This is a genomic window from Bradyrhizobium zhanjiangense (genome assembly GCF_004114935.1).
In the GTDB taxonomy this organism is placed as follows: Bacteria; Pseudomonadota; Alphaproteobacteria; order Rhizobiales; family Xanthobacteraceae; genus Bradyrhizobium; species Bradyrhizobium zhanjiangense.
This window is the reverse complement of sequence record NZ_CP022221.1, coordinates 8,045,632-8,066,120: the sequence shown is the minus strand read 5'-3', so window position 1 is coordinate 8,066,120 and position 20,489 is coordinate 8,045,632. Positions and strand designations below refer to the sequence as shown.

General features: G+C 64.4%; 22 protein-coding genes. 12 read left to right on the top strand and 10 right to left on the bottom strand.

The window, feature by feature from the left end:
* Window positions 1-8 precede the first annotated feature (8 nt).
* The 3 genes from XH85_RS38585 to XH85_RS38575 all read left to right on the top strand — a co-directional run bounded on the left by XH85_RS38585 (window position 9) and on the right by XH85_RS38575 (window position 3,443).
* The gene (locus XH85_RS38585) at window positions 9-935 is read left to right on the top strand and encodes an SMP-30/gluconolactonase/LRE family protein (protein ID WP_128936108.1); all 927 of its coding nucleotides are present in this window, start codon (window positions 9-11) and stop codon (window positions 933-935) included.
* A gap of 138 nt (window positions 936-1,073) precedes the next feature.
* Entirely contained in the window at window positions 1,074-1,667 is a 594-nt protein-coding gene (locus XH85_RS38580; RefSeq protein WP_128936107.1) for a GNAT family N-acetyltransferase, read from the top strand.
* Between the two features lie 120 nt (window positions 1,668-1,787).
* A complete protein-coding gene (locus XH85_RS38575) occupies window positions 1,788-3,443 on the top strand; it encodes a GMC family oxidoreductase (RefSeq protein WP_128936106.1) in 1,656 nt (551 codons plus the stop codon).
* A 1,112-nt stretch (window positions 3,444-4,555) separates the two neighbouring features.
* On the opposite strand, the gene XH85_RS38560 is transcribed toward XH85_RS38575, so the two are convergent.
* Complete coding sequence (locus XH85_RS38560; RefSeq protein WP_128936105.1) at window positions 4,556-5,398, bottom strand: AAA family ATPase; 843 nt, start codon at window positions 5,396-5,398, stop codon at window positions 4,556-4,558.
* Between the two features lie 95 nt (window positions 5,399-5,493).
* On the bottom strand, window positions 5,494-5,739 hold the full coding sequence (locus tag XH85_RS38555) for a GlsB/YeaQ/YmgE family stress response membrane protein (RefSeq protein WP_091879455.1): 246 nt from the start codon (window positions 5,737-5,739) through the stop codon (window positions 5,494-5,496).
* A gap of 124 nt (window positions 5,740-5,863) precedes the next feature.
* Here XH85_RS38555 and XH85_RS38550 point away from each other — a divergent pair, with 124 nt between their 5' ends.
* From XH85_RS38550 to sseA, 3 genes are all read left to right on the top strand, one after another.
* The gene (locus tag XH85_RS38550; protein WP_128936104.1) at window positions 5,864-7,039 is read left to right on the top strand and encodes a vWA domain-containing protein; all 1,176 of its coding nucleotides are present in this window, start codon (window positions 5,864-5,866) and stop codon (window positions 7,037-7,039) included.
* A 243-nt stretch (window positions 7,040-7,282) separates the two neighbouring features.
* Entirely contained in the window at window positions 7,283-7,696 is a 414-nt protein-coding gene (locus XH85_RS38545) for a rhodanese-like domain-containing protein (RefSeq protein WP_128936103.1), read from the top strand.
* A gap of 161 nt (window positions 7,697-7,857) precedes the next feature.
* Window positions 7,858-8,715, top strand: a complete 858-nt coding sequence (gene sseA, locus XH85_RS38540) for a 3-mercaptopyruvate sulfurtransferase (protein WP_128936102.1) — start codon at window positions 7,858-7,860, stop codon at window positions 8,713-8,715.
* A 64-nt stretch (window positions 8,716-8,779) separates the two neighbouring features.
* On the opposite strand, the gene XH85_RS38535 is transcribed toward sseA, so the two are convergent.
* Window positions 8,780-9,655 (bottom strand): hypothetical protein, encoded by an 876-nt coding sequence (locus XH85_RS38535; protein ID WP_420837859.1) that lies wholly within the window; start codon window positions 9,653-9,655, stop codon window positions 8,780-8,782.
* A gap of 276 nt (window positions 9,656-9,931) precedes the next feature.
* Here XH85_RS38535 and XH85_RS38530 point away from each other — a divergent pair, with 276 nt between their 5' ends.
* Window positions 9,932-11,146: a L,D-transpeptidase family protein gene (locus XH85_RS38530; RefSeq protein ID WP_164940590.1), complete on the top strand. Its 1,215-nt coding sequence runs from the start codon at window positions 9,932-9,934 to the stop codon at window positions 11,144-11,146.
* Window positions 11,147-11,234: 88 nt separating this feature from the next.
* Here the strand turns inward: XH85_RS38530 and XH85_RS38525 are convergent, their stop codons facing one another.
* Both XH85_RS38525 and XH85_RS38520 read right to left on the bottom strand, forming a co-directional pair.
* Window positions 11,235-12,197: a D-2-hydroxyacid dehydrogenase family protein gene (locus tag XH85_RS38525; RefSeq protein WP_128936100.1), complete on the bottom strand. Its 963-nt coding sequence runs from the start codon at window positions 12,195-12,197 to the stop codon at window positions 11,235-11,237.
* Window positions 12,198-12,325: 128 nt separating this feature from the next.
* Window positions 12,326-12,541: a hypothetical protein gene (locus XH85_RS38520; protein WP_128936099.1), complete on the bottom strand. Its 216-nt coding sequence runs from the start codon at window positions 12,539-12,541 to the stop codon at window positions 12,326-12,328.
* Window positions 12,542-12,774: 233 nt separating this feature from the next.
* Between XH85_RS38520 and ettA the strand changes: the two genes are divergently transcribed.
* A complete protein-coding gene (gene ettA, locus XH85_RS38515; protein WP_091879432.1) occupies window positions 12,775-14,424 on the top strand; it encodes an energy-dependent translational throttle protein EttA in 1,650 nt (549 codons plus the stop codon).
* Between the two features lie 7 nt (window positions 14,425-14,431).
* On the top strand, window positions 14,432-15,658 hold the full coding sequence (locus XH85_RS38510) for a lytic murein transglycosylase (RefSeq protein ID WP_128936098.1): 1,227 nt from the start codon (window positions 14,432-14,434) through the stop codon (window positions 15,656-15,658).
* 89 nt (window positions 15,659-15,747) lie between these two features.
* Here the strand turns inward: XH85_RS38510 and XH85_RS38505 are convergent, their stop codons facing one another.
* Complete coding sequence (locus XH85_RS38505; RefSeq protein ID WP_091879425.1) at window positions 15,748-16,029, bottom strand: hypothetical protein; 282 nt, start codon at window positions 16,027-16,029, stop codon at window positions 15,748-15,750.
* Between the two features lie 213 nt (window positions 16,030-16,242).
* Window positions 16,243-16,566, bottom strand: a complete 324-nt coding sequence (locus XH85_RS38500) for a hypothetical protein (RefSeq protein ID WP_128936097.1) — start codon at window positions 16,564-16,566, stop codon at window positions 16,243-16,245.
* Between the two features lie 131 nt (window positions 16,567-16,697).
* Here XH85_RS38500 and XH85_RS38495 point away from each other — a divergent pair, with 131 nt between their 5' ends.
* The 3 genes from XH85_RS38495 to bfr all read left to right on the top strand — a co-directional run bounded on the left by XH85_RS38495 (window position 16,698) and on the right by bfr (window position 18,062).
* Window positions 16,698-17,006, top strand: a complete 309-nt coding sequence (locus XH85_RS38495; protein WP_128937575.1) for a hypothetical protein — start codon at window positions 16,698-16,700, stop codon at window positions 17,004-17,006.
* A gap of 161 nt (window positions 17,007-17,167) precedes the next feature.
* On the top strand, window positions 17,168-17,440 hold the full coding sequence (locus tag XH85_RS38490) for a (2Fe-2S)-binding protein (protein WP_128936096.1): 273 nt from the start codon (window positions 17,168-17,170) through the stop codon (window positions 17,438-17,440).
* Window positions 17,441-17,573: 133 nt separating this feature from the next.
* On the top strand, window positions 17,574-18,062 hold the full coding sequence (gene bfr / locus XH85_RS38485) for a bacterioferritin (RefSeq protein WP_091879416.1): 489 nt from the start codon (window positions 17,574-17,576) through the stop codon (window positions 18,060-18,062).
* 179 nt (window positions 18,063-18,241) lie between these two features.
* Here the strand turns inward: bfr and XH85_RS38480 are convergent, their stop codons facing one another.
* The 3 genes from XH85_RS38480 to XH85_RS38470 all read right to left on the bottom strand — a co-directional run bounded on the left by XH85_RS38480 (window position 18,242) and on the right by XH85_RS38470 (window position 20,488).
* Entirely contained in the window at window positions 18,242-18,844 is a 603-nt protein-coding gene (locus XH85_RS38480) for an MSMEG_1061 family FMN-dependent PPOX-type flavoprotein (RefSeq protein WP_128936095.1), read from the bottom strand.
* Between the two features lie 72 nt (window positions 18,845-18,916).
* Window positions 18,917-19,261, bottom strand: coding sequence for a hypothetical protein (locus XH85_RS38475; protein ID WP_128936094.1), 345 nt, complete (start codon window positions 19,259-19,261; stop codon window positions 18,917-18,919).
* 165 nt (window positions 19,262-19,426) lie between these two features.
* Window positions 19,427-20,488: an alpha/beta fold hydrolase gene (locus XH85_RS38470; protein ID WP_128936093.1), complete on the bottom strand. Its 1,062-nt coding sequence runs from the start codon at window positions 20,486-20,488 to the stop codon at window positions 19,427-19,429.
* Window position 20,489: the final 1 nt, after the last annotated feature.

The following is a 20,489-nucleotide window of genomic DNA, read 5'->3' as shown; positions in this document are numbered from 1 at the left end:
GTCCCAACATGTCCAACGTCCGCGTTCTCGCCACCGACCTCGAATTTCCAGAAGGGCCGGTCGTGATGCCGGACGGTTCGGTCGTGCTGGTGGAGATCCGCGGCCAGCGCCTGACCCGCGTTCATCCCGACGGCCGCAAGGAGATCGTCGCGAAGGTGCCGGGTGGCCCCAATGGCGCCGCGCTCGGGCCCGACGGCAAGATCTACATCTGCAACAATGGCGGCTTCTCCTGGCTTCCGGCCGGCAAGATGATCATGCCGGGCCCGCAACCGGACGATTACCGCGGCGGCTCGATCCAGCGCGTCGATCTGCAATCCGGCAAGGTCGAGACCGTCGTGACCAAATGCGGCGAGCACGATCTGCGCGGCCCCAATGATCTGGTGTTCGACAAGCAGGGCGGCCTCTGGTTCTCCGACCTCGGCAAACGCCGCGCGCGCGAAATGGACGTTGGCGGCATATACTATCTCAAGCCCGGCATGAAAGAGATCGTCGAGATCGTGCATGGCGTGCTGCCCGCGAACGGCATCGGGCTCTCGCCGGACGAGAACACGGTCTATATCGCAGAGACGCCGACGGGCCGGCTCTGGGCCTATGAGCTCTCCGCGCCGGGCACGCTGAAGCCGCGCGAGGTGATCTATCGCGGCGAGCGGGGCAAGCCGATCTGCGGCCTCGGCGGCTACCAGATGTTCGACTCGCTCGCGGTGGAGGCCAACGGCAATGTCTGCGTCGCCACCCTCGTCTCCGGCTGCATCTCGGTGATCGCGCCCGACGGCACGCTGGTGGAACAGGTGCCGACCGGCGACCGCGTCACCACCAACATTGCCTTCGGCGGCCCCGAGCTGAAGACCGCCTACATCACCCTGTCGGGCAAGGGCGAGCTGATCGCCATGGACTGGCCGCGCAGCGGTTTGCCGTTGAATTTCTTGAACAAGTGAGACAAGTCGTCATTGCGAGGAGCCCGCGACAAAATTGCGAAGCAATTTTGCCCTGGCGACGAAGCAATCCAGGCTGCCTCCGCCGTAAGACTCTGGATTGCTTCGCTTCGCTCGCAATGACACAAGGAGAGACTTTCAATGCCCTGGCCCGACCCCATCACCCTGCGCGGACAGCACGCCCGTCTCGAGCCGCTGTCGCATCAGCATCGGGAGGGGCTGGTCGAGGCCGTCAAGGACGGCGAGCTGTCGAAACTCTGGTACACGGCGATCCCACTGCCGGAGAACATGGGCAAGGAGATCGACCGTCGCCTCGGCCTTCAGGCCGCAGGCTCGATGCTGCCGTTCACCGTGTTCGATGCCGGCGGCAGGATCGTCGGCATGACCACCTACATGAACATCGATGCCGCCAACCGCCGCGTCGAGATCGGCTCAACCTGGTACGGCAAGAGCGCGCAGCGCGGCCCGCTCAACACGCAGTGCAAGCTCCTGCTGCTGCGGCACGCCTTCGAAACCCTGAACTGCATCGCGGTCGAGTTCCGCACGCATTTCTTCAACCACCAGAGCCGCCGCGCCATCGAGCGCCTCGGCGCCAAGCAGGACGGCATCCTGCGCAGCCACCAGGTCGGGCCGAACGGCACGCTGCGCGACACCGTGGTCTACAGCATCACCGCCGCCGAATGGCCGACGGTACAGGCGCATCTCGAATTTCAACTCAACGACAAGCCGCGCTAGCTATAATGTGCTCCAGATTTGCTGTTTGCTCAGTCACCTCTCCCATGGGGAGAGGTGAAGAGCGCCCGCTTCCGGCACCGATTCAATTGAGACTCATTGCGCGCCAAGGACGCTGCCACCATGGACAGATTTGATTATGTGATCGTCGGCGCGGGCTCTGCCGGTTGCGTGCTCGCCAGCCGGCTCAGCGAAGACCCCAACACGAGCGTCTGCGTGCTGGAGGCAGGCCCTTCCGACTGGCATCCCTACATCCACCTGCCGGCGGGCTTCATCAAGACCTTCCACATGAAGAGCATCAACTGGGCCTACCAGCAGGAGCCGGGGCCCTGGACCGGCGGCCGCAGCATCTATGCGCCGCGCGGCAAGACGCTCGGCGGCTCGTCCTCGATCAACGGCCACATCTACAATCGCGGCCAGCGCATGGATTTCGACACCTGGGCGCAGATGGGCAATCGCGGCTGGGGCTATGCCGACGTGCTGCCCTATTTCCGTCGGCTGGAGAAGCGCGTCGGCGAGGGCGAGGCGCTCTATCGCGGCCGCGAGGGCAGCCTCACCGTCACCACGATGGAGTGGCGCGATCCGCTCTGCGAGGCCTTCATGGAAGGCGCGGTCTCGCTCGGCATCCCCCGCAACCCCGATTACAACGGCAAGACCCAGGAAGGCGTCTCCTACTGCCAGCGCACCATCAACAACGGCCTGCGCGTCTCCGGCGCCACCGCCTTCCTCAGGCCCGCGATGAAGCGCCCCAACGTCCATGTGCACACCCACGCGCATGCGACCGAGATCATCTTCGAGGGCAAGCGCGCCGTCGGCGTGCGCTACATGAAGGGCGGCCGCGGCGGTCATCCCGTCGAGGTGCGCGCCAACAAGGAAGTGATCCTGTCTGGCGGCACCTATAATTCGCCGCAGCTCTTGCAGCTCTCCGGCGTCGGCTCGCCCGATCTGTTGCAGGCCCACGGCATCCAGGTGCGCCACGCGCTGCCGGTCGGCGAGGGCCTGCAGGACCATTACGCGCCGCGCACGGTGGCGCGGGTGAAGGACATCAAGACCATCAACGAGCTTCGCCGCGGCTTCTCTCTGTGGATCGAGGCACTGAAATGGGCGACCGCGCGCCGCGGCCTGCTCTCGCTGTCGCCGACCATGGTCTATTGCTTCTGGCACTCCGGCGAGAGCGCGGAGAGCTCCGATCTCCAGCTCACCTTCACGCCGGCGAGCTACAAGGAAGGCGTGCAGGGCCAGCTCGAGGACGAGCCCGGCATGACGGTGGCCTCCTGGCAGCAGCGCCCGGAGAGCCGCGGTTATGTCCGCATCCGCTCCAATGATCCGTTCGCGCCGCCGATCATCCAGACCAACTATCTCGATGCCGAGCTCGACCGCCGCGTCATCGTCGGCGGCATGAAGCTCGCACGGCGCCTTTTGAAGTCCGCGCCGTTGTCGCCCTACTACGCCTACGAGGATTTCCCCGGCCCGAACGTCAACACCGACGACGAATTTTTGCACGCCGCCACCCAGCGCGGCACCACAACCTTCCACCCCGGCTGCACCTGCCGGATGGGCCCGGCGGAGAGCACGTGGGCCGTCGTCGATGACCAGCTCCGCGTCCACGGGTTGGAGGGCCTCCGCGTCATCGACGCCTCCGTCATGCCCCGCATGATCTCGGCGAACCTGAATGCGTCCACCATGATGATCGCCGACCGCGCCTCGGACCTGATCCGCGGCAAGCAGCCGATGGAAGCGGCAAGGATTCCGGAGACTGCGGTGGGCACAGCAGCGTAGGGTGGGTTAGCGGGCGGCTGCGCAAAGCGCAGTCCGCTGGCGTAACCCACCATTTCTGTCAGTGTGGAAACGAAAGAGGTGGGTTACGCTGACGCTAACCCACCCTACGAATTTTGCTGTGTCGCTCGTTCGTCAACCCCTCCGCATAAGAATATTCCACTTTACCGAAATTCGGAATTGCGGCATAAGTCGAAACAGCCCGGCCCCGAGGAAGAGGGGCGGTTCGCGAGGTCGTTCGAAACGCGGGCCGGGTTGCGGTGGACGCGGCAGCGTCGTGCACGAGATGTGCGGGTAGGGCGGATTGCTCTCCGTGAGCCCGAGGCTTTCGTGCGGACGAGCGGCGCTGTCAGGTTCGTCTCGCCAGCAAGTTTCCGGCTCCGTCGACAGGGTTGGAAAAACTGCGGCGCATAGCGAACCGTGCGTACGGCAAAACCGTGTGGTCCTGGCCGTCGTTGCTACGGTCAAGCCTTGGCGGATGCGGCATTGGCGTCAACCGGCGCGATGCCGGCGACTTTCGCTGGGGTGAGGGAGGCCAGAAGGAACTCGGCTCCCGGGAGAGCGCGGCATAAGCCGTCCGACCACTGCGCAGGGAAGGCCGTGTGTTCGGCTTCACCTGTATGCCGCTGTGCAGTTTTTCTGCGTGTGCCTTCGCACAGCGGACCGTGGGTGCCAGCCGGCACCCGGCCTTCCCTGCGCCCTCTTTCTTTGGGGGCGATGGAGAGAGCAAAGCTCGGGCGAAATGCGCCGCGAGGATGCGAAGCCGTGTCTGCAACGCAGATGTGAAGTGGAGAACGACGCCGTTGCCCCTCGCTCCGTCATTGCGAGGAGCCCTTGCGACGAAGCAATCCAGAATCGTTCCGCGGAGGGATTCTGGATTGCTTCCGCCTACGCCAAGGCTTCGGCGGACAAGTCGCTACGCTCGCAATGACGAAGGGGAGAGAACGCGAATGCTTCTGCGACGGCGTCCTGGCGAAAGCCAGGACCCATTACCCAGGGAGCGGTTTGACGAAGACTGGTCGTTCGGTACGCCGACTATCCGCAATCGATAGATCACGCGGTATGGGTCCTGGCTTTCGCCAGGACGACACCGAGAGTGTGGTCGGCAGCGAGGTCTACACCTCCCTTCGGCTCAAAAACGCCAGCCGCTCGAACAGGTGCACGTCCTGCTCGTTCTTGAGCAAGGCGCCGTGCAGGGGCGGGATCAGTTTGCGCGGGTCGCGCTCGCGCAGTTGCTCGACGCTCATGTCCTCGTTGAGCAGCAGCTTGAGCCAATCCAAAAGCTCCGACGTCGACGGCTTCTTCTTCAGGCCCGGCACCTCGCGCACTTCGAAGAAGATGCGCAGCGCCTCCTCGACCAGGCGCTTCTTGATGCCGGGGAAGTGGACGTCGACGATGCGGCCCATGGTGTCGGCATCGGGGAACTTGATGTAGTGGAAGAAGCAGCGGCGCAGGAAAGCGTCCGGAAGCTCCTTCTCGTTGTTGGAGGTGATCATCATGATCGGGCGCTGCTTGGCCTTGATCGTCTCGCCGGTCTCGTAGACATGGAATTCCATGCGGTCGAGCTCGAGCAGCAGGTCGTTCGGAAACTCGATGTCGGCCTTGTCGATCTCGTCGATCAGCAGCACCGGGCGCTGCTCGCTGGTGAAGGCTTCCCAGAGCTTGCCGCGCTTGATGTAGTTCTTGATGTCGGAGACGCGGGCATCGCCGAGCTGGCTGTCGCGCAGGCGCGACACCGCGTCGTATTCGTAGAGGCCCTGCTGCGCCTTGGTGGTGGACTTGATGTGCCAAGTCAAAAGCGGCGCGTTCAGCGCCTTCGCCACTTCCTCGGCCAGCACGGTCTTGCCGGTGCCCGGCTCGCCCTTCACCAGGAGCGGGCGCTCCAGCACGATCGAGGCGTTGACGGCGACCTTGAGATCGTCGGTCGCAACATAGTCCTTGGTGCCCGTAAATTTCATTGCGTGTCCTTGGGTATCGTCGGCGTGAGGCGCAGGCCCCGGTCGCGACAAGGGAACGGCCGCGCGTGGCGGCCGTTCCTGGTTCGGTCAGGCTTTCAGACCCGTCTTATCAGCGAAAGGATGACCAGCACAATCACCGCGCCGATTGTGGCGTCCACGATGGCGCCGACCGTGCCGGTGGCGAGCGCGATATGCAGCTGCGGCAGCACCCAACTCGCCACCAGCGCGCCGATGATGCCGACGACCATGTTGCCGATCAGCCCAAATCCCGCCCCGTGGACAATCTTGCCCGCCAGCCAGCCGGCGATTGCGCCGATGATGAGCGCTGCGACAATTCCCATTGCAAACGTCCCCCAAAACAGCCCCGTATGGCCACCAATTCTAGAGCAAAAAGCCTCCCGGTCCAGCGCGGAGCAGTGGCCTCCGCCCCTTGACGTTCGCCACCCGACGGGCAATCTGTCATCCATGTTCCTGCAATTCTTCACCTCTCTGCGCGACGCGCAGGTCCCTGTGACGCTGCGCGAATACCTCACGCTGATGGAGGCGCTCGACGCTGACCTCGCGGACTACACGGTCGAGAATTTCTACTATCTGTCGCGCGCCTCGCTGGTGAAGGACGAGCGCAACCTCGACAAGTTCGATCGCGTCTTCAGCACGGTGTTCAAGGGGCTGGAAAGCCTGCTCGATGCCATGGAGAAGGCGGAGATCCCCGAGGAGTGGCTGAAGAAGCTCGCCGAGAAATACCTCACCGAGGAAGAGAAGAAGCAGATCGAGGCCATGGGCTGGGACAAGCTCATGGAGACGTTGAAGAAGCGGCTCGAGGAGCAGAAGGGCCGGCACCAGGGCGGCTCGAAGTGGATCGGCACCGCCGGCACCTCGCCGTTCGGCGCGCACGGCTACAACCCTGAAGGCGTGCGCATCGGCCAGGAGAAGAACCGCAACAACCGCGCCGTGAAGGTATGGGACAAGCGCGAGTTCAAGGACTTGGACGGCAATGTCGAGCTCGGCATCCGCAACATCAAGGTGGCGCTGCGCCGCCTGCGCAAGTTCGCGCGCACCGGTGCGCCTGACGAACTCGATCTCGACACCACGATCCGCGAGACCGCCAATCACGGCTATCTCGACGTGCACATGCGCCCCGAGCGGCGCAACGCGGTGAAGCTGCTTGTGTTCTTCGACATCGGCGGCTCGATGGACGCGCATATCGAGCAGGTCGAGGAGCTGTTCTCGGCGGCGAAGAGCGAGTTCAAGCACATGGAATACTTCTACTTCCACAACTGCCTCTATGAAGGCGTGTGGAAGCAGAACAAGCGCCGCTTCACTGACCGCACGCCGACCTGGGACGTGCTGCACAAATACCCGCACGACTACAAGGTCGTGTTCGTCGGCGACGCCTCGATGAGCCCTTACGAGATCATGGTGCCGGGCGGCTCGGTCGAGCACGTCAACGAGGAGCCCGGCTCGGTCTGGCTCGATCGCATCATCCGCACCTATCCGCATGCGGTGTGGCTGAACCCGGTGCAGCAGAAGCATTGGGACTATTCGGAATCGACCACCATCATCAAACGCATCTTCGCCAACCGCATGTATCCGATCACGATCGAAGGTCTGGAAGGTGCGATGAAGGAATTGACGCACTGATGCATAGTTAGTCCGGCTCGATCGGCGACGGGACTGCGCTCCCTCCCCCGCTTGCGGGGGAGGGCTGGGGAGAGGGTCTCTCCACGAGCGAGGCTTCCCCAAGAGGAGAGAGCCCTCACCCGCCGCGCTCGGGACGATGCTTCGCATCGCCCGGGGCGCGTCGACCTCTCCCGCAAGCGGGAGAGGTGACCTCCACCTCCGGCAGATCGCTTGGGGTGACGACGTAACAAGAGGGAGAACCATATGGCCCAGACCATCACCCGCGGCATCAAGGCGCTGATCGACGAGGCCAATGCCGAGATCGAGACGCTCAGCGCCAAGGACGCCATCGAGATCTCCAAGAACGGTGACGTCGTCATCGTCGACATCCGCGACCCCCGCGAGATCGAGCGCGAGGGCCGCATCCCGGGCGCGTTCGCCTGCACCCGCGGCATGCTCGAATTCTGGATCGATCCGCAGAGCCCCTACGCGAAACCGATCTTCCAGGAGGACAAGAAGTTCGTCTTCCACTGCGCCGGCGGCCTGCGCTCCGCGCTCGCCGCCAAGACCGCGCAGGACATGGGCCTCAAGCCCGTCGCCCACATCGCCGGCGGCTACGCCGCCTGGCGCGATGCCGGCGGGCCGACCGAGCAGTGGGAGCCGAAGAAGAAGGGGTGAGGGCGCACACCACTCTCTCATCCGTCATTCCGGGGCGCGACGAAGTCGCGAGCCCGGAATCCATTCATCCACCAACGCTGTCGCACGATGGATTCTCTGATGCGCAATTGCGCATCAGAGCTCGTGCTGCGCACGCCCCGGAATGACAAGGAAGACATCGCATGACCACCCCCACCGACCCCCTCGTCTCTACCGAATGGCTCGCAGCGCACATTGGCGAGGCCAACGTCAAGGTGCTCGACGCCAGCTTCAAGCTCCCCGGCGTGCTGCCGCTGCCGAAGGACGACTATCTCGCCGCGCGTCTGCCCGGCGCCGTGTTCTTCGACGTCGATGCGGTGTCGGATCATTCCAATCCGTTGCCGCACATGTTTCCGAGCGCCGAGCAGTTCGGCCGTGACATCGGCAATCTCGGCATTTCCAATGCCGACACGGTCGTGATCTACGATGCCGGCGGCTGGGTCGCGGCGCCGCGTGCATGGTGGATGTTCCTGTCCTATGGCCACGGCAATGTGCGCATCCTCAATGGCGGCCTGAAGAAGTGGCGCGCTGAGGGCCGCCCCGTCGAGAGCGGCGAGGTGAAGCCGAAGCCCGCGACGTTCAAGGCGAGCTACGATTCAAAACGCGTGCGCAGCATGCAGCAGCTGATCGCCAACGTCGCAAGTCACGCCGAGCAGGTAATCGACGCACGCGCCGCCGATCGTTTCGAGGGCCGCGCGCCGGAGCCGCGGCCGGGCATCCGCTCCGGCCACATCCCCGGCGCCCGCAACGTGCCCTACAATCTCCTGTTCGATGCCGCGACCGGCACGATGAAGCCGCTCGACGATCTCCGCGCAGCCTTCACCGGCGCCGGCGTCAAGTTAGACGAGCCGATCGTGACGAGTTGCGGCTCGGGCGTCTCGGCCGGCGTGCTGACGCTGGCGCTCTATCGCCTCGGCATCACCGACACCGCGCTCTATGACGGCTCGTGGTCGGAATGGGGCCAGGCCGGCGGCCCGCCGATCGCGACCGGGCCGGCGTAACCTCGTCGCCGCAGCGACGGTTCACTCCCTCGCCCCGCTTGCGGGGAGAGGCGAAGAAGGAGCGTCAGCGCGTGCGTGCGGTCGTTGTGGCGAAGGCCGGCTGCTGCTGTCCGAACGGATTGAGCTGTTGCTGCAATTGCTGAGGCGGCGGACGCTGCACCACGCGGTGCCGTTTCTTGGCCTTCGCCTTGCGCTTGGTCGCCTTGCTGTCCGCCTTGATGTCCGCCTTGGCTTTCGTCGGTGTGTCCTTCGTCGCCGCCGGATCGTTCAGCGCGGCCATCTTGGCCGCGGCGGCATCGAGCGCCGAGGAGGCCAGGGCAACACTGGCATCAGGGGCAACACTGGAATCAGCCGGCGCCGGCTCGCTGGCGGTCGCGGCGGCAGCAGGCTGCGTCTCGGGAATCGATGCCGTGGTGTCGGCCGGGGTGAGCGTGTCGGTGGCCGTTGGCGCTGCGGCTTCCGTCGTCGGCTCGGGTGTGGCCGGTTCGGTGGTCGGAGCCTGGGCTTCAGACACGGCTTCAGTGACCTGAGGCTGAACTTCGGTCTCGGTCGTCGGCGTGGCGGCTTGCTCGGGCCCGTTCGCCGGCAAGCCGATGGTCGGTATCTGGTCACGCAGCGACGGCGTGGGCTCGGCGGTCACTTCCGGCTCCGGCTGTAATACCGCGAGCACCGGCTGAGCCGGCTCGGGAGCCTGCGCAAACACCTGCTCCTGCGGGCCGTTCCGCCAGGCGGGGTTGCTGGCATACTGCTCATGGCTCGCCCGGAGCAGCGCGGCGGCGCCTAGGCCGAACACCAGGATGGAGGTTGACAGCAGGATCGCGGCAAACAGGAAGCGAAAGCCGGGAAGCATCGGTCGGGTTACGAATTTCCGCCCCGGGTTGGGGCCAGGGCCCATGAGCCATCTGAACGCGGTGACGGTACTGATTGCCGCGTTCGCCACGCCGGGATCGGAGCTCAAAGCGGTGACGAATCAGGCTGATTCGACCATATCGCAACGCCTCTCCGCCGTTCCCTAAAATTCGGGCCCGAGGACTCCGGCAATTGACGGCGCGATGCGATTTCTGCCCCGTGATGCAATGGGGCAACGGTAGTCTTGCGGATCACAAATCGGCAAATCCGGCGCAAATACGCCTGATATGTCTTGAATGTGCCGCTATCTTCGGTCATCTGGCCGTTAACGGTCCGGTCGGGCTTTGGGGACTATACAAGAGCGATGATGATCAAACATTTTCTGACGATATGCGCTGCCGCGACAGTCGCTGCGGCGGGAACCTCGCTCGCGCAGGCTCAGAGCTATCCGGTCCAGCAGGCGCCGAGCTATGGCGCCCCGGCTGAATATCGCCCAGGCGACCGCACGCCGAATTTCGACGCGCTGGACGAAGACGACGACGCGATGCCCCAGACCTCGCTGCCGGCGCCCGGCCCGGCGGACGATCCGCGCTACGGCCGCCCGGCCGGCGCGCCTCCGGTCTATTCGGCGGCCCCGCCGCAGGGGCCGGTGATGTCACCGGATGATCCGCGTTATGGCCGTCCGGCCGGCGCTCCGGCCTATTCGGCCGCGGCGCCGCAAGGCCCCGTGATGTCGCCCGACGATCCCCGCTACGGCCGGCCCGCCGGTCCGCCCCCGGTGATCTATGCCGATCGTCCGGCCCAGGGCCAGGCACCGGCCAATGACGGCCTGCGTCCGCCGGAGGCCGTCGGTGGTCCCGCCGCGACCGGTACGGTCCAGGCCGGGCAGCCGCCCGTCGGCGCAGACGGTCGGCCGATGACGGTCGCGTCGCTGCCGCCCGAGGAGCAGCCTGATGCTGCGCCGGCGCAGTTGCCGCAGAACCTGCGCCGCCAGGAAGTCGCGTTCCAGACCAAGGAGCCGGCTGGCACGCTCGTGGTCGATACGCCCAACACCTACCTCTACTACGTGCTCGGCAACGGCCGTGCGATCCGCTACGGCGTCCGCGTCGGCCGCGACGGCTTCACCTGGACCGGCGTGCAGAAGATTACCCGCAAGGCCGAGTGGCCGGATTGGCATCCGCCGACCGAGATGATCGAGCGCCAGCCCTATCTGCCGCGCTTCATGGCCGGCGGCCCCGGCAATCCGCTCGGCGCTCGCGCGATGTATCTCGGCTCGACCGTCTACCGCATCCACGGCACCAACCAGCCCTCGACGATCGGCAAGTTCGTCTCCTCCGGCTGTATCGGCATGCTGAACGAGGACGTCTCCGACCTGTTCGACCGCGTCAAGGTCGGCACCCGTGTGGTGGTGCTGCCGGGCGGCCCGCAGCCGGGAACGGCGACCGCCTCCGCCGCGCCGACACCGGGAGCTGCTGCGCCCGGTGCTGCTGGTCCAGCTCCGATGGCCGCCCAGGCTGGCCCGGTCCCGGGCACGCAGCCGACGGTGGTGCCGCCGTTGCCCGCGCCGGTCACCGTGCGCTAAGCGCTTCGCGAGCATTCGAATTGCAATGGGCGTGCCTTGGCACGCCCATTGTCGTTTCAGGCCATCGTCGTTTCAGGCCAGTGTCGTTTCAGGCCAGCTTCCGCGGCAGCTCGCTGCCTTTGGTAAAGGCGTCAATTGCCTCGACCATCTGGCCGTAATGGATGCGCAGTCCGTCCGCAGTGGCGTAGCCGAGATGCGGCGTCAGCACGAGATTGTCGAGCTTGCGGAAGGGATGGTCGACCGGCAGCGGCTCGACCGAGAACACATCCAGGCCTGCACCTGCGATCCTCCTTTGCTGCAAGGCCTCGAGCAGCGCCTGCTCGTCCACGATCGGTCCGCGTGCAGTGTTGACGAGGAAGGCGGTCGGCTTCATCCGCGCGAGATCGGCGCGGCCGACCAGCCCGCGCGAGCGCTCGCTCAGCACCACGTGGATGGTGACGATGTCAGCCTTGGCGAACAGCCCCTCCTTGCTGGCGTAGCCGACGCCGGCCTCCTTGCACTTCTCCGGCGTGAGGTTCGGGCTCCAGGCGATCACGTTCATGCCGAATGCCTTGGCAATCCCCGCCATCTTGCTGCCGAGCTTGCCGAGCCCGACGATGCCGAGCGTCAGTCCTTCGATCTCGACGCCGGCAAAGGTCTGCCAGGGCTCGCCGGCATGCATGCGCGCATTCTCGCGGCCGATGCCGCGGGTCAGCTCCAGGATCAGGCCCATGGTGAGCGGCGCTGTCGGATCGCGCGAATATTGCGTGCCGCCGATGGCGACGCCACGCGCCTTCGCGGCCTCCATGTCGATGGAGGCGTTGCGCATGCCAGACGTGAGCAGCAGCTTCAGCTTCGGCAGCTTGTCGAACAGGCCCTTGGGGAATGCCGTGCGCTCGCGCATCGCGCAGATGATCTCGAAATCGGCCAGCGCGCTCGCCGCGGCCTGCTCGGAAGCAAATGGGTGGCTGAACACGGTGACGTCGATGCGGTCGGAGAGCTTTGGCCAGTCGGCGACGTCGAGGGCGAGGTTGAAATAGTCGTCGAGAATTGCACAGCGCAGGCGCGTCATCAGCGTTCATCCATGGCGAGAGGTGACGGCGCGAGCGGGGGCGCCCTCGTCGGAACCGGGCCATGGTTGCGCGCAATCAGCCTCGCGCGCAAGCAGCCTGCGTCTTCAAAAATCCGATAGGGGCGGGCTCAGAGGTCGCGGGGCTTCAGGCGGAACGGTGCGTCCATGCCGTGCTTGGCGCGCCAGGCCGGGCCGGGGCCGCGCATGTAGTGCAATTCGGGCCGGTACGGGTTGAAGGCGGTGGCGAAGAAGCGTTTCCAGAAGCTCTGGATCTCGGAGACGAATCCGGAGACGCGGCCGGCTTCTGCCGGAACATGAAAAGAGTTGGTCTCGATCAGAGCCATGATGCGGCCTCGCTGTGCTCCCGTTCGTTCTGAGCGGGTGGCGCTGTTTCCGCGCGAAACCGAGCTTTGGCCTGATTTATTAAAAGATGGTTTCAATTGTCCGGATCTGAGTCCGGATGGTGTCCGAACCGTATTCATCCGTGGTGAACGGACGGAAAACATTGCCCTTTGGGGGCGGGATCGCTACATCGGCGGCAAGCAAATTTCCTCAAATCGAAGGTTTCACGGGACCGATGGCGCGCCAGTTCATCTATTTCATGCAGGGCCTGACCAAGAGCTACCCGACCCGGAAGGTGCTCGATAACATCCATTTGAGCTTCTATCCGGACGCCAAGATCGGCGTGCTCGGCGTCAATGGCTCGGGCAAGTCGACCCTGCTCAAGATCATGGCCGGCCTCGACAAGGAATACACCGGAGAGGCCTGGGTCGCCGAAGGCGCCCGCGTCGGTTATCTCGAGCAGGAGCCGCATCTCGATCCCAAGCTTTCCGTGCGCGAGAACGTCATGCAGGGCGTCGCCAAGCAGAAGGCGATCCTCGACCGCTACAACGAGCTCGCCGTCAACTACTCGGACGAGACTGCCGACGAGATGACCAAGCTGCAGGACGAGATCGAGGCGCAGGGCCTCTGGGATCTCGACAGCAAGGTCGACCAGGCCATGGACGCACTGCGCTGCCCGCCCGACGATGCCGACGTGACGAAACTCTCGGGCGGTGAGCGCCGCCGCGTCGCGCTGTGCCGCCTGCTGCTTGACCAGCCCGAGCTCTTGCTGCTGGACGAGCCGACCAACCATCTCGACGCAGAATCGGTATCCTGGCTCGAAGGCCATTTGCGCAACTATCCCGGTGCGATCCTGATCGTCACCCACGACCGCTACTTCCTCGACAATGTCACGGGCTGGATCCTCGAGCTCGATCGCGGCCGCGGCATTCCCTACGAGGGCAACTATTCGTCCTGGCTGGTGCAGAAGCAGAAGCGCCTGGAGCAGGAAGGCCGCGAAGAAGCCGCGCACCAGAAAACGCTGGCCCGCGAGCAGGAATGGGTGGCGTCCTCGCCAAAGGCACGCCAGGCCAAATCAAAAGCGCGCTACCAGCGCTATGAGGAGCTGCTCAAGCAGGCGAGCGAGAAGCAGACCCAGACCGCGCAGATCATCATCCCGGTCGCCGAGCGCCTCGGCGCCAACGTGGTCGATTTCGAAGGCCTCAGCAAAGGCTATGGCGATCGCCTCTTGATCGACGATCTCACCTTCAAGCTGCCGCCCGGCGGCATCGTCGGCGTGATCGGTGCCAACGGCGCCGGCAAGACCACGCTGTTCAAGATGATCACCGAGCAGGAAACGCCGGACAAGGGCACGATCACGGTCGGCGAGACCGTGCATCTCGGCTATGTCGACCAATCGCGCGACGCGCTCGACGGCAAGAAGACCGTCTGGGAGGAGATCTCCGGCGGCAACGAGCTGATCCTGCTCGGCAAGAAGGAAGTCAATTCGCGCGGCTATTGCTCCTCGTTCAACTTCAAGGGCGCCGACCAGCAGAAGAAGGTCGGTGCGCTCTCCGGTGGTGAACGCAACCGCGTCCATCTCGCCAAGATGCTGAAGTCCGGCGCCAATGTGCTGCTGCTCGACGAACCGACCAACGACCTCGACGTCGACACGCTGCGTGCGCTGGAAGAGGCGCTGGAGGATTTTGCCGGCTGCGCCGTCATCATCAGCCACGATCGCTGGTTCCTCGACCGCATCGCGACCCACATTCTGGCCTTCGAAGGCGACAGCCACGTCGAATGGTTCGAGGGCAACTTCCAGGATTACGAGAAGGACAAGATGCGCCGTCTCGGCCAGGACAGCATCATTCCGCACCGCGTGAAGTACAAGAAGCTGACGCGGTGATTTCGGCATGATGTGGCGGGCGCTCATCGCCGCGGTGATCGCGATCACCTGTGCCCTGTCGCCCGCCCGCGCCGCTGACGCCGCGTTCACGCAGTTCATCGCCTCGCTCTGGCCGGAGGCGCAGGCCGAAGGCGTGTCGCGCGCGACGTTCGACGAACAGACGCGCGGGCTCGAGCCGGACTACAAGCTGCCCGATCTGATCCTGCCGGGGCGGCCCGCGACCGGCGCACCGTCGCAGGCCGAGTTCGTGCAGGTGCCCGCCGACTACGTCAAGGAAGGCTCGATCGCGCGGCTTGCAGGCGAGGGGCAGCGGCTGCTGCAAAAATATCGCACCGCGCTCACTGAGATCGAGAGGAGCTCAGGCGTACCTGCGACCGTCATGCTCGCAATCTGGGGCCGCGAGACAGACTATGGCCGCTACACGCTGCCTTACGATCTCGTCCGCGTGTTGGCGACGCAGGCCTATGTCGGACGCCGCAAGGATCAGTACCGCAACGAGTTCATTCTCGCGCTCAAGATCCTCGGCGAGGGTGTGGTCACGCGCAAGGACATGCGCTCGTCCTGGGCCGGCGCGACTGGTCTCACGCAATTCCTGCCTTCCGAATATTACAAGCACGGCGTCGACTTCGACGGCGACGGTCGCATCGACATCTGGCATTCGGTGCCGGATGCGCTGGCGTCCGCTGCGCAGCAGCTCGTCAACAAGGGCTGGCAAAGCGGCGTGCGCTGGGCCTACGAGGTGCAGGCGCCGGCCAAGGTCGATTGCACCGCCGGTGTGCCCGAGGTGACGAAGCCGATCGGCCAGTGGCTGCGCGAGGGTTTTGTGCCGGTGCGTGGGCAGAAGCTCAGCGCCGCCGAACAGGCGCAGCCCGCTTCGCTGCTGCAGCCGGAGGGCATCTACGGGCCGTCGTTCCTGACCACGAAGAACTACTTCGTCATCAAGGAGTACAATTTCTCCGATCTTTACGTGCTGTTCGTCGGCCATCTCAGCGACCGCATGATGAGTCCGCTGCCGTTCGCAACGCCCTGGTCGGCTTCGAAGCAGTTGCGCACGAAAGACGTCGAGACCATGCAGCGCGGGCTCACGCGCGCCGGACTTTACAAGGACAAGATCGACGGTAAGGCGGGCATGCAGACCCGCGCCGCGCTCGGTGCCTATCAGAAGTCGGCGGGCCTCAAGGTCGATTGCTGGCCGAGTGAAGAGGTGCTGCGCTCGATCCAGGCTGCGCGATAACTGTTCTCGACTTCGGCCAAAAGAAAAAGCCCGGCCGAGATGCTCGGCCGGGCTTCGATCGCGGCGCGCATGCGCGCGTAACGATCAGATCAGTAGCAGACGCGAACCGGCCGGCTGACCCAGCCGTAGCCGTCCCAATACCGCTCACGACGCCAGTAGCAGGGCGCCGGCGGCGGGGGCTCGGCCACGTAAACGGGGCCGCCATAGGCGGGGCGGCTCGACGCGATGGCGCCGCCGACGATCGCGCCGCCGATCAGGCCGGCTGCGATGCCGGCGCCGACGCCGTCACCGGCTTTGGCGGGCGGAGTGGCGGTCACCAGCGAACCGGCGACCGTCGCAACCGTGAGGGCGGCAACTAAAGTCTTCTTCATGCTCAGGGCTCTCCTGGGAGATGGGCTCCCCTTGTTAGAGGTGCCCGGGTTTCAAAAGTTCACGCACACTCTGATGGAATTGGCCGTTGGGCTAGCAAGCGCGCAAATGGTCAATCCACGGTAAACGCACACGGAGCTGTGACGAGAAAAAGCGGTCTTTTTCAGGCCCAGAGATGAACGCCGCATCCGTAGTGAACCGGTTTCAAGGGCGACTCAGCCGCAGACTCTGACGCGGCGGACGCGCCAGGCGTAGCCGTCCCAGAAGCGCTGCTTCTGCCAGACGCAGCCGCCGCCGTAATAGTCGTCGACAACATAGCCCGGGCCAGGGGCGTAATAGCGGGGCGGATAGTAGCCGGGTTCGTAATAGCCGGGGCCGGGTCCGTAATAGTACGGAGAAGCCAGCGCGCCACCGACAATGGCGCCGCCGATGATCCCGGCCGCCACGCCTGCAGCGACGCCGCGCTGCGCATTGGCCGGTGTTCCGGCCGTCAGGGCCAGAGTGACGATGGCAGCAATTGCCAGGAGCGACTTCTTCATTGTTGACCTTTCACACAAACACGCGGGAACTCTTTGGCAGCAGAGTTCCATACTTCGCTTGAATGATCAATGAACGGCACCCTTGCCGGCTACGACAGATTGGTATGGACCGCAGCTCCACCCAGGAGACGATGATGGGCAACGCGATGATTAATGCATTGATTGCTGCCGGGATCGTTTTCGCGATTGGCTACGGCTGGATCACACACCTCCAGAACCGCGGTCGGCGCTCCCGCGCCGCGGCCGGCAATGACGGAGGGAGTAGCGGCGGCGACAGCTATTCGGGGACGAGCGATGGCTTCTCGCTGGGAAGCTGGTTTTCCAGTGACAGTTCGGGGCGTTCGACTGATGGCGGCAGCTGTTCCAGCAGCGATAGCGGCAGCAGCGGCGGGGATTGCGGGGGCGGCGGTGATGGCGGGGGAGGCGGTGGTGGCGACTAGGTCCGCCGCAATCTTGATCCAGCGCAACGCTCTATTTTAGAGTCGTTCTAGGTTGTTTGCGGGCCAGTTTGGAATAGCTTCAAATACCGGTTTTTCCTTTTGCATCCGGCCGGCCCCTTAAATATCGATGATGGTGCATCACCGAAGGGCCTGCCGCTTCCATGATCGTTTGTTCCTGTAACGTGCTGAGCGATGACGACATCCGCGCCGCCGTCGCCGAGTCCGACGACGCCGTGCGCCATGCCAAGCAGGTTTATGGATGTCTCGGTTGTAGCGCCGAATGCGGCCGCTGTGCCCGGACCATCAAGACCATCATCGACGAAGCGCTTGGCCCCTGCGCCCAATCCTGCTGTGCCGGCTGTCCGCACAGCCTCGCCGTGGCCGCCAACGACGAGACGGCCGAACCGGCCCAGTTCGCGCTCGCGGCCTGCTGAAAACTTCCTCAACGCTGGCTGAGCTTTCCCCCGGCTGCGTTCCCCCAGCCGGTTGCCGTCGTCCGCAAATTCATTTAGAAGCATTCTAAATTCGGTTTGGGGCCGATTTGGATTGCAAGAGCTGGAGTGAACCATGCAGGCCGACCCAAAAGTCATCGACTATCTCAACAAGGCGCTGCGTCATGAGCTGACTGCGATCAACCAGTACTGGCTGCACTACCGTTTCCTCGATAACTGGGGCCTCCTGGACATGGCCAAGGTCTGGCGCAAGGAGTCCATTGAGGAGATGGAGCACGCCGACAAGCTCACCGCGCGCATCCTGTTCCTCGATGGCTTCCCGAACATGCAGGTGCTCGATCCCCTGCGCATCGGCCAGAACGTCAAAGAGATCATCGAATGCGACCTCGCCGCCGAGATGAGCGCGCGGGCGCTCTACCAGGAAGCGGCGACCTACTGCCATGGCGCCAAGGACTACGTCACGCGTGACCTGTTCGAGAAGCTGATGAGCGACGAGGAGCACCACATCGACTTCCTCGAAACCCAGCTTGACCTGATCGGCCGTATCGGCCTCGAGCTCTACACCCAGAAGCACGTCGGCGGTCTCGAAGGCGAGGGGCACTGAGCCCTGGCACTGGCCGCATACTCCCTTGTCGTCCCGGCGAACGCCGGGACCCATAACCACAGGAAGTGGTCGTAGCGCGCAACTGGTAACTCCGAGTCTTCGCCAAACCACTCCCTATGGCTATGGATCCCGGATCTGCGCTGCGCTTGTCCGGGACGACACTGTGGTTGTCGCACCGCCTACAACTGCGTCTTGTAGAGCTCTTCCACGCTCTCCTGACTCTGCGGTTCACCCAAGCCCGTCTGGTCGTGAATGACCTCGATGATGCTCGGCATCACCGAGCGCTGCACCTTCTCGGACGACCATAGCTTCGAGCGCATCAGCGCCTTGCCGCAATGGAAATAGACCTCGCTGACGGCGACATTCAGCACCGCGCGCGGCGGCTTGCCGAATTCCACCATCGCGGCGAGCAGATCCGGATCGGCCGACAGCGTGCCGCGTCCGCCGACGCGCAGTGTCTCGTCGATCCCTGGCACGAAGAACAGTAGATGCACGAAGCCCGAGCCTTCGACGACGTTGCGAAAACTGTCGATCCGGTTGTTGCCGGAGCGGTCGGGCATCAACAGCTGGTTGGGACCGGCCACGTGGACGAAGCCGATGCCGCCGCCGCGCGGCGATGCGTCGACGCTGCCGTCCACTCCCGATGTCGCGAGCACGCAGAACGGCGACATCTCGATGAATTTCTTCGCATGGGCATCGATCGCCGGGCGCGCTTTCGCAATGACGCGCGGCGACGGTTTGGCATAGATGGTGGCGAGGTCTTCGGCGCTAAGATCGGTCAACGGCGTGCCTCCGCTTTCGGCTTGGCCTCAAGCTAACCGATCGGGCGCCTGCAGCCAACGAAATCCAGCGCGCTACACCGCATCGGCCGGCACGAAGCAGCTGATGATGATGGCGCCGCGGTGGTGGACGTACCACACCACGGCCTGACCGACCGGATTGCCTCGGTCGCGGATGATGGCGCGCTCGGGCACCTCCATCCATTGTCCTTCGATCGGCACCCAATAGGCGCCGCCGCGTACGTCGTATTCGGTGCGATGGCCATCGGAAATGTCGCAGCAGGGCACGCCGTTCGGCGCGATCACGCTCTTGAACCAGGCGCGGATGTCGGGCGAGACGTGGTCATATTGCCCGTTGTCGAACGCGAGCGCGGCGCTCGTCAGCGCGGCCAGCCAAACGCACAGTGCGAGCCTGTGCATGCGATCCTCCTCATCGCGTGTGTACCAATGGCGCGCGATTGTCCCGCGCATCGATTCGTTTCGTTGGCGCGATTAAGCCCGAGCCGTCAGCGCAATGCATGCTCAAATAATATGCGGCGTCGAGCGCTGCATATGATGCGTTGCGAGATGGCGCGCGTGGTGCTCCTACATGGTCCGCTGCGGCGCGGTCTTCAGCAATTGCCGAACCTGCTCGCTGTAGAATTTCGCATTGCCGGTGGTGCCGTGGCCGCGCGTCTCGGCGCTTGCGGGGATCAGGAAGAGGCGGCCGTTCTTGACCCGCTTCATTGCAGCGTCCGTGATGCCGGTCTCGGGCGGATTGCGCTCGTCATCGGCGGAATTGATCAGCAACAGCGACGCTTCGATCTGCTCCAGCTTCTCGCCGGCATTGTAGTCGTGCGAGGACTCCCACTGATAGACGAAGTCGTTGGCATCCGCCGTGATCGGCGTCGCGAGCCGATCGTCGACGATCTTGTCGGCCTTCGCTGCCGTCGGCGCCTGCGATTGATAGGCCAGCGTGCCGCCGATGCTGGCGATGCCATAGGCCGTGATGGCGTATTTCATCATGCGCGGCTGGCTGGTGTAATTGCCGCCATTGTAGTCGGGATCGTTGCGGATGGTGTCGAGCATGATCCGCCGCAGCATCCAGTTGCGCGAGGCCATCTCGGTTGGCTGCGAGGCCATCGGGATCAGCGCGTCCATTGCTTTCGGATATTTCTCGCCCCACAGCCAAGTGTGCATGCCGCCCATCGAATTGCCGATGACGAGCCGCAGATGCTTGACGCCGATGCCTTCCGTCACCAGGCGATATTGCGCCTCGACCATGTCGTCGTAGTCGTATTTCGGGAAGCTCGTCTTCATGCCGTCGGACGGTTTTGACGATTTGCCGTGGCCAATGCTGTCCGGAATGATGATGTAATATTTGGAGGCGTCGAGTGGTTGCCCGGCGCCGAACAGCTCGCCGGCAAAAGCAGGCGACAGCATGCTCGCGCCCGAGCCGCCTGTTCCGTGCAGCACCAGCACAGCCTGGCCGCTCGGCTCGCCGACGGTGGTGTAGTGCAGCCGCAGTTCGGGCATGGTCTCGCCGGTGTGGAACTTGAAATCCTTGGCGATCCAGTCGCCCTGCTTTGGCGCCGGATAGTCGGCTGCCCATATCGACGTCGAGATGGATAGCAGAACGGCCGACAAGGCCGCGCAAGAAGTTCTCATG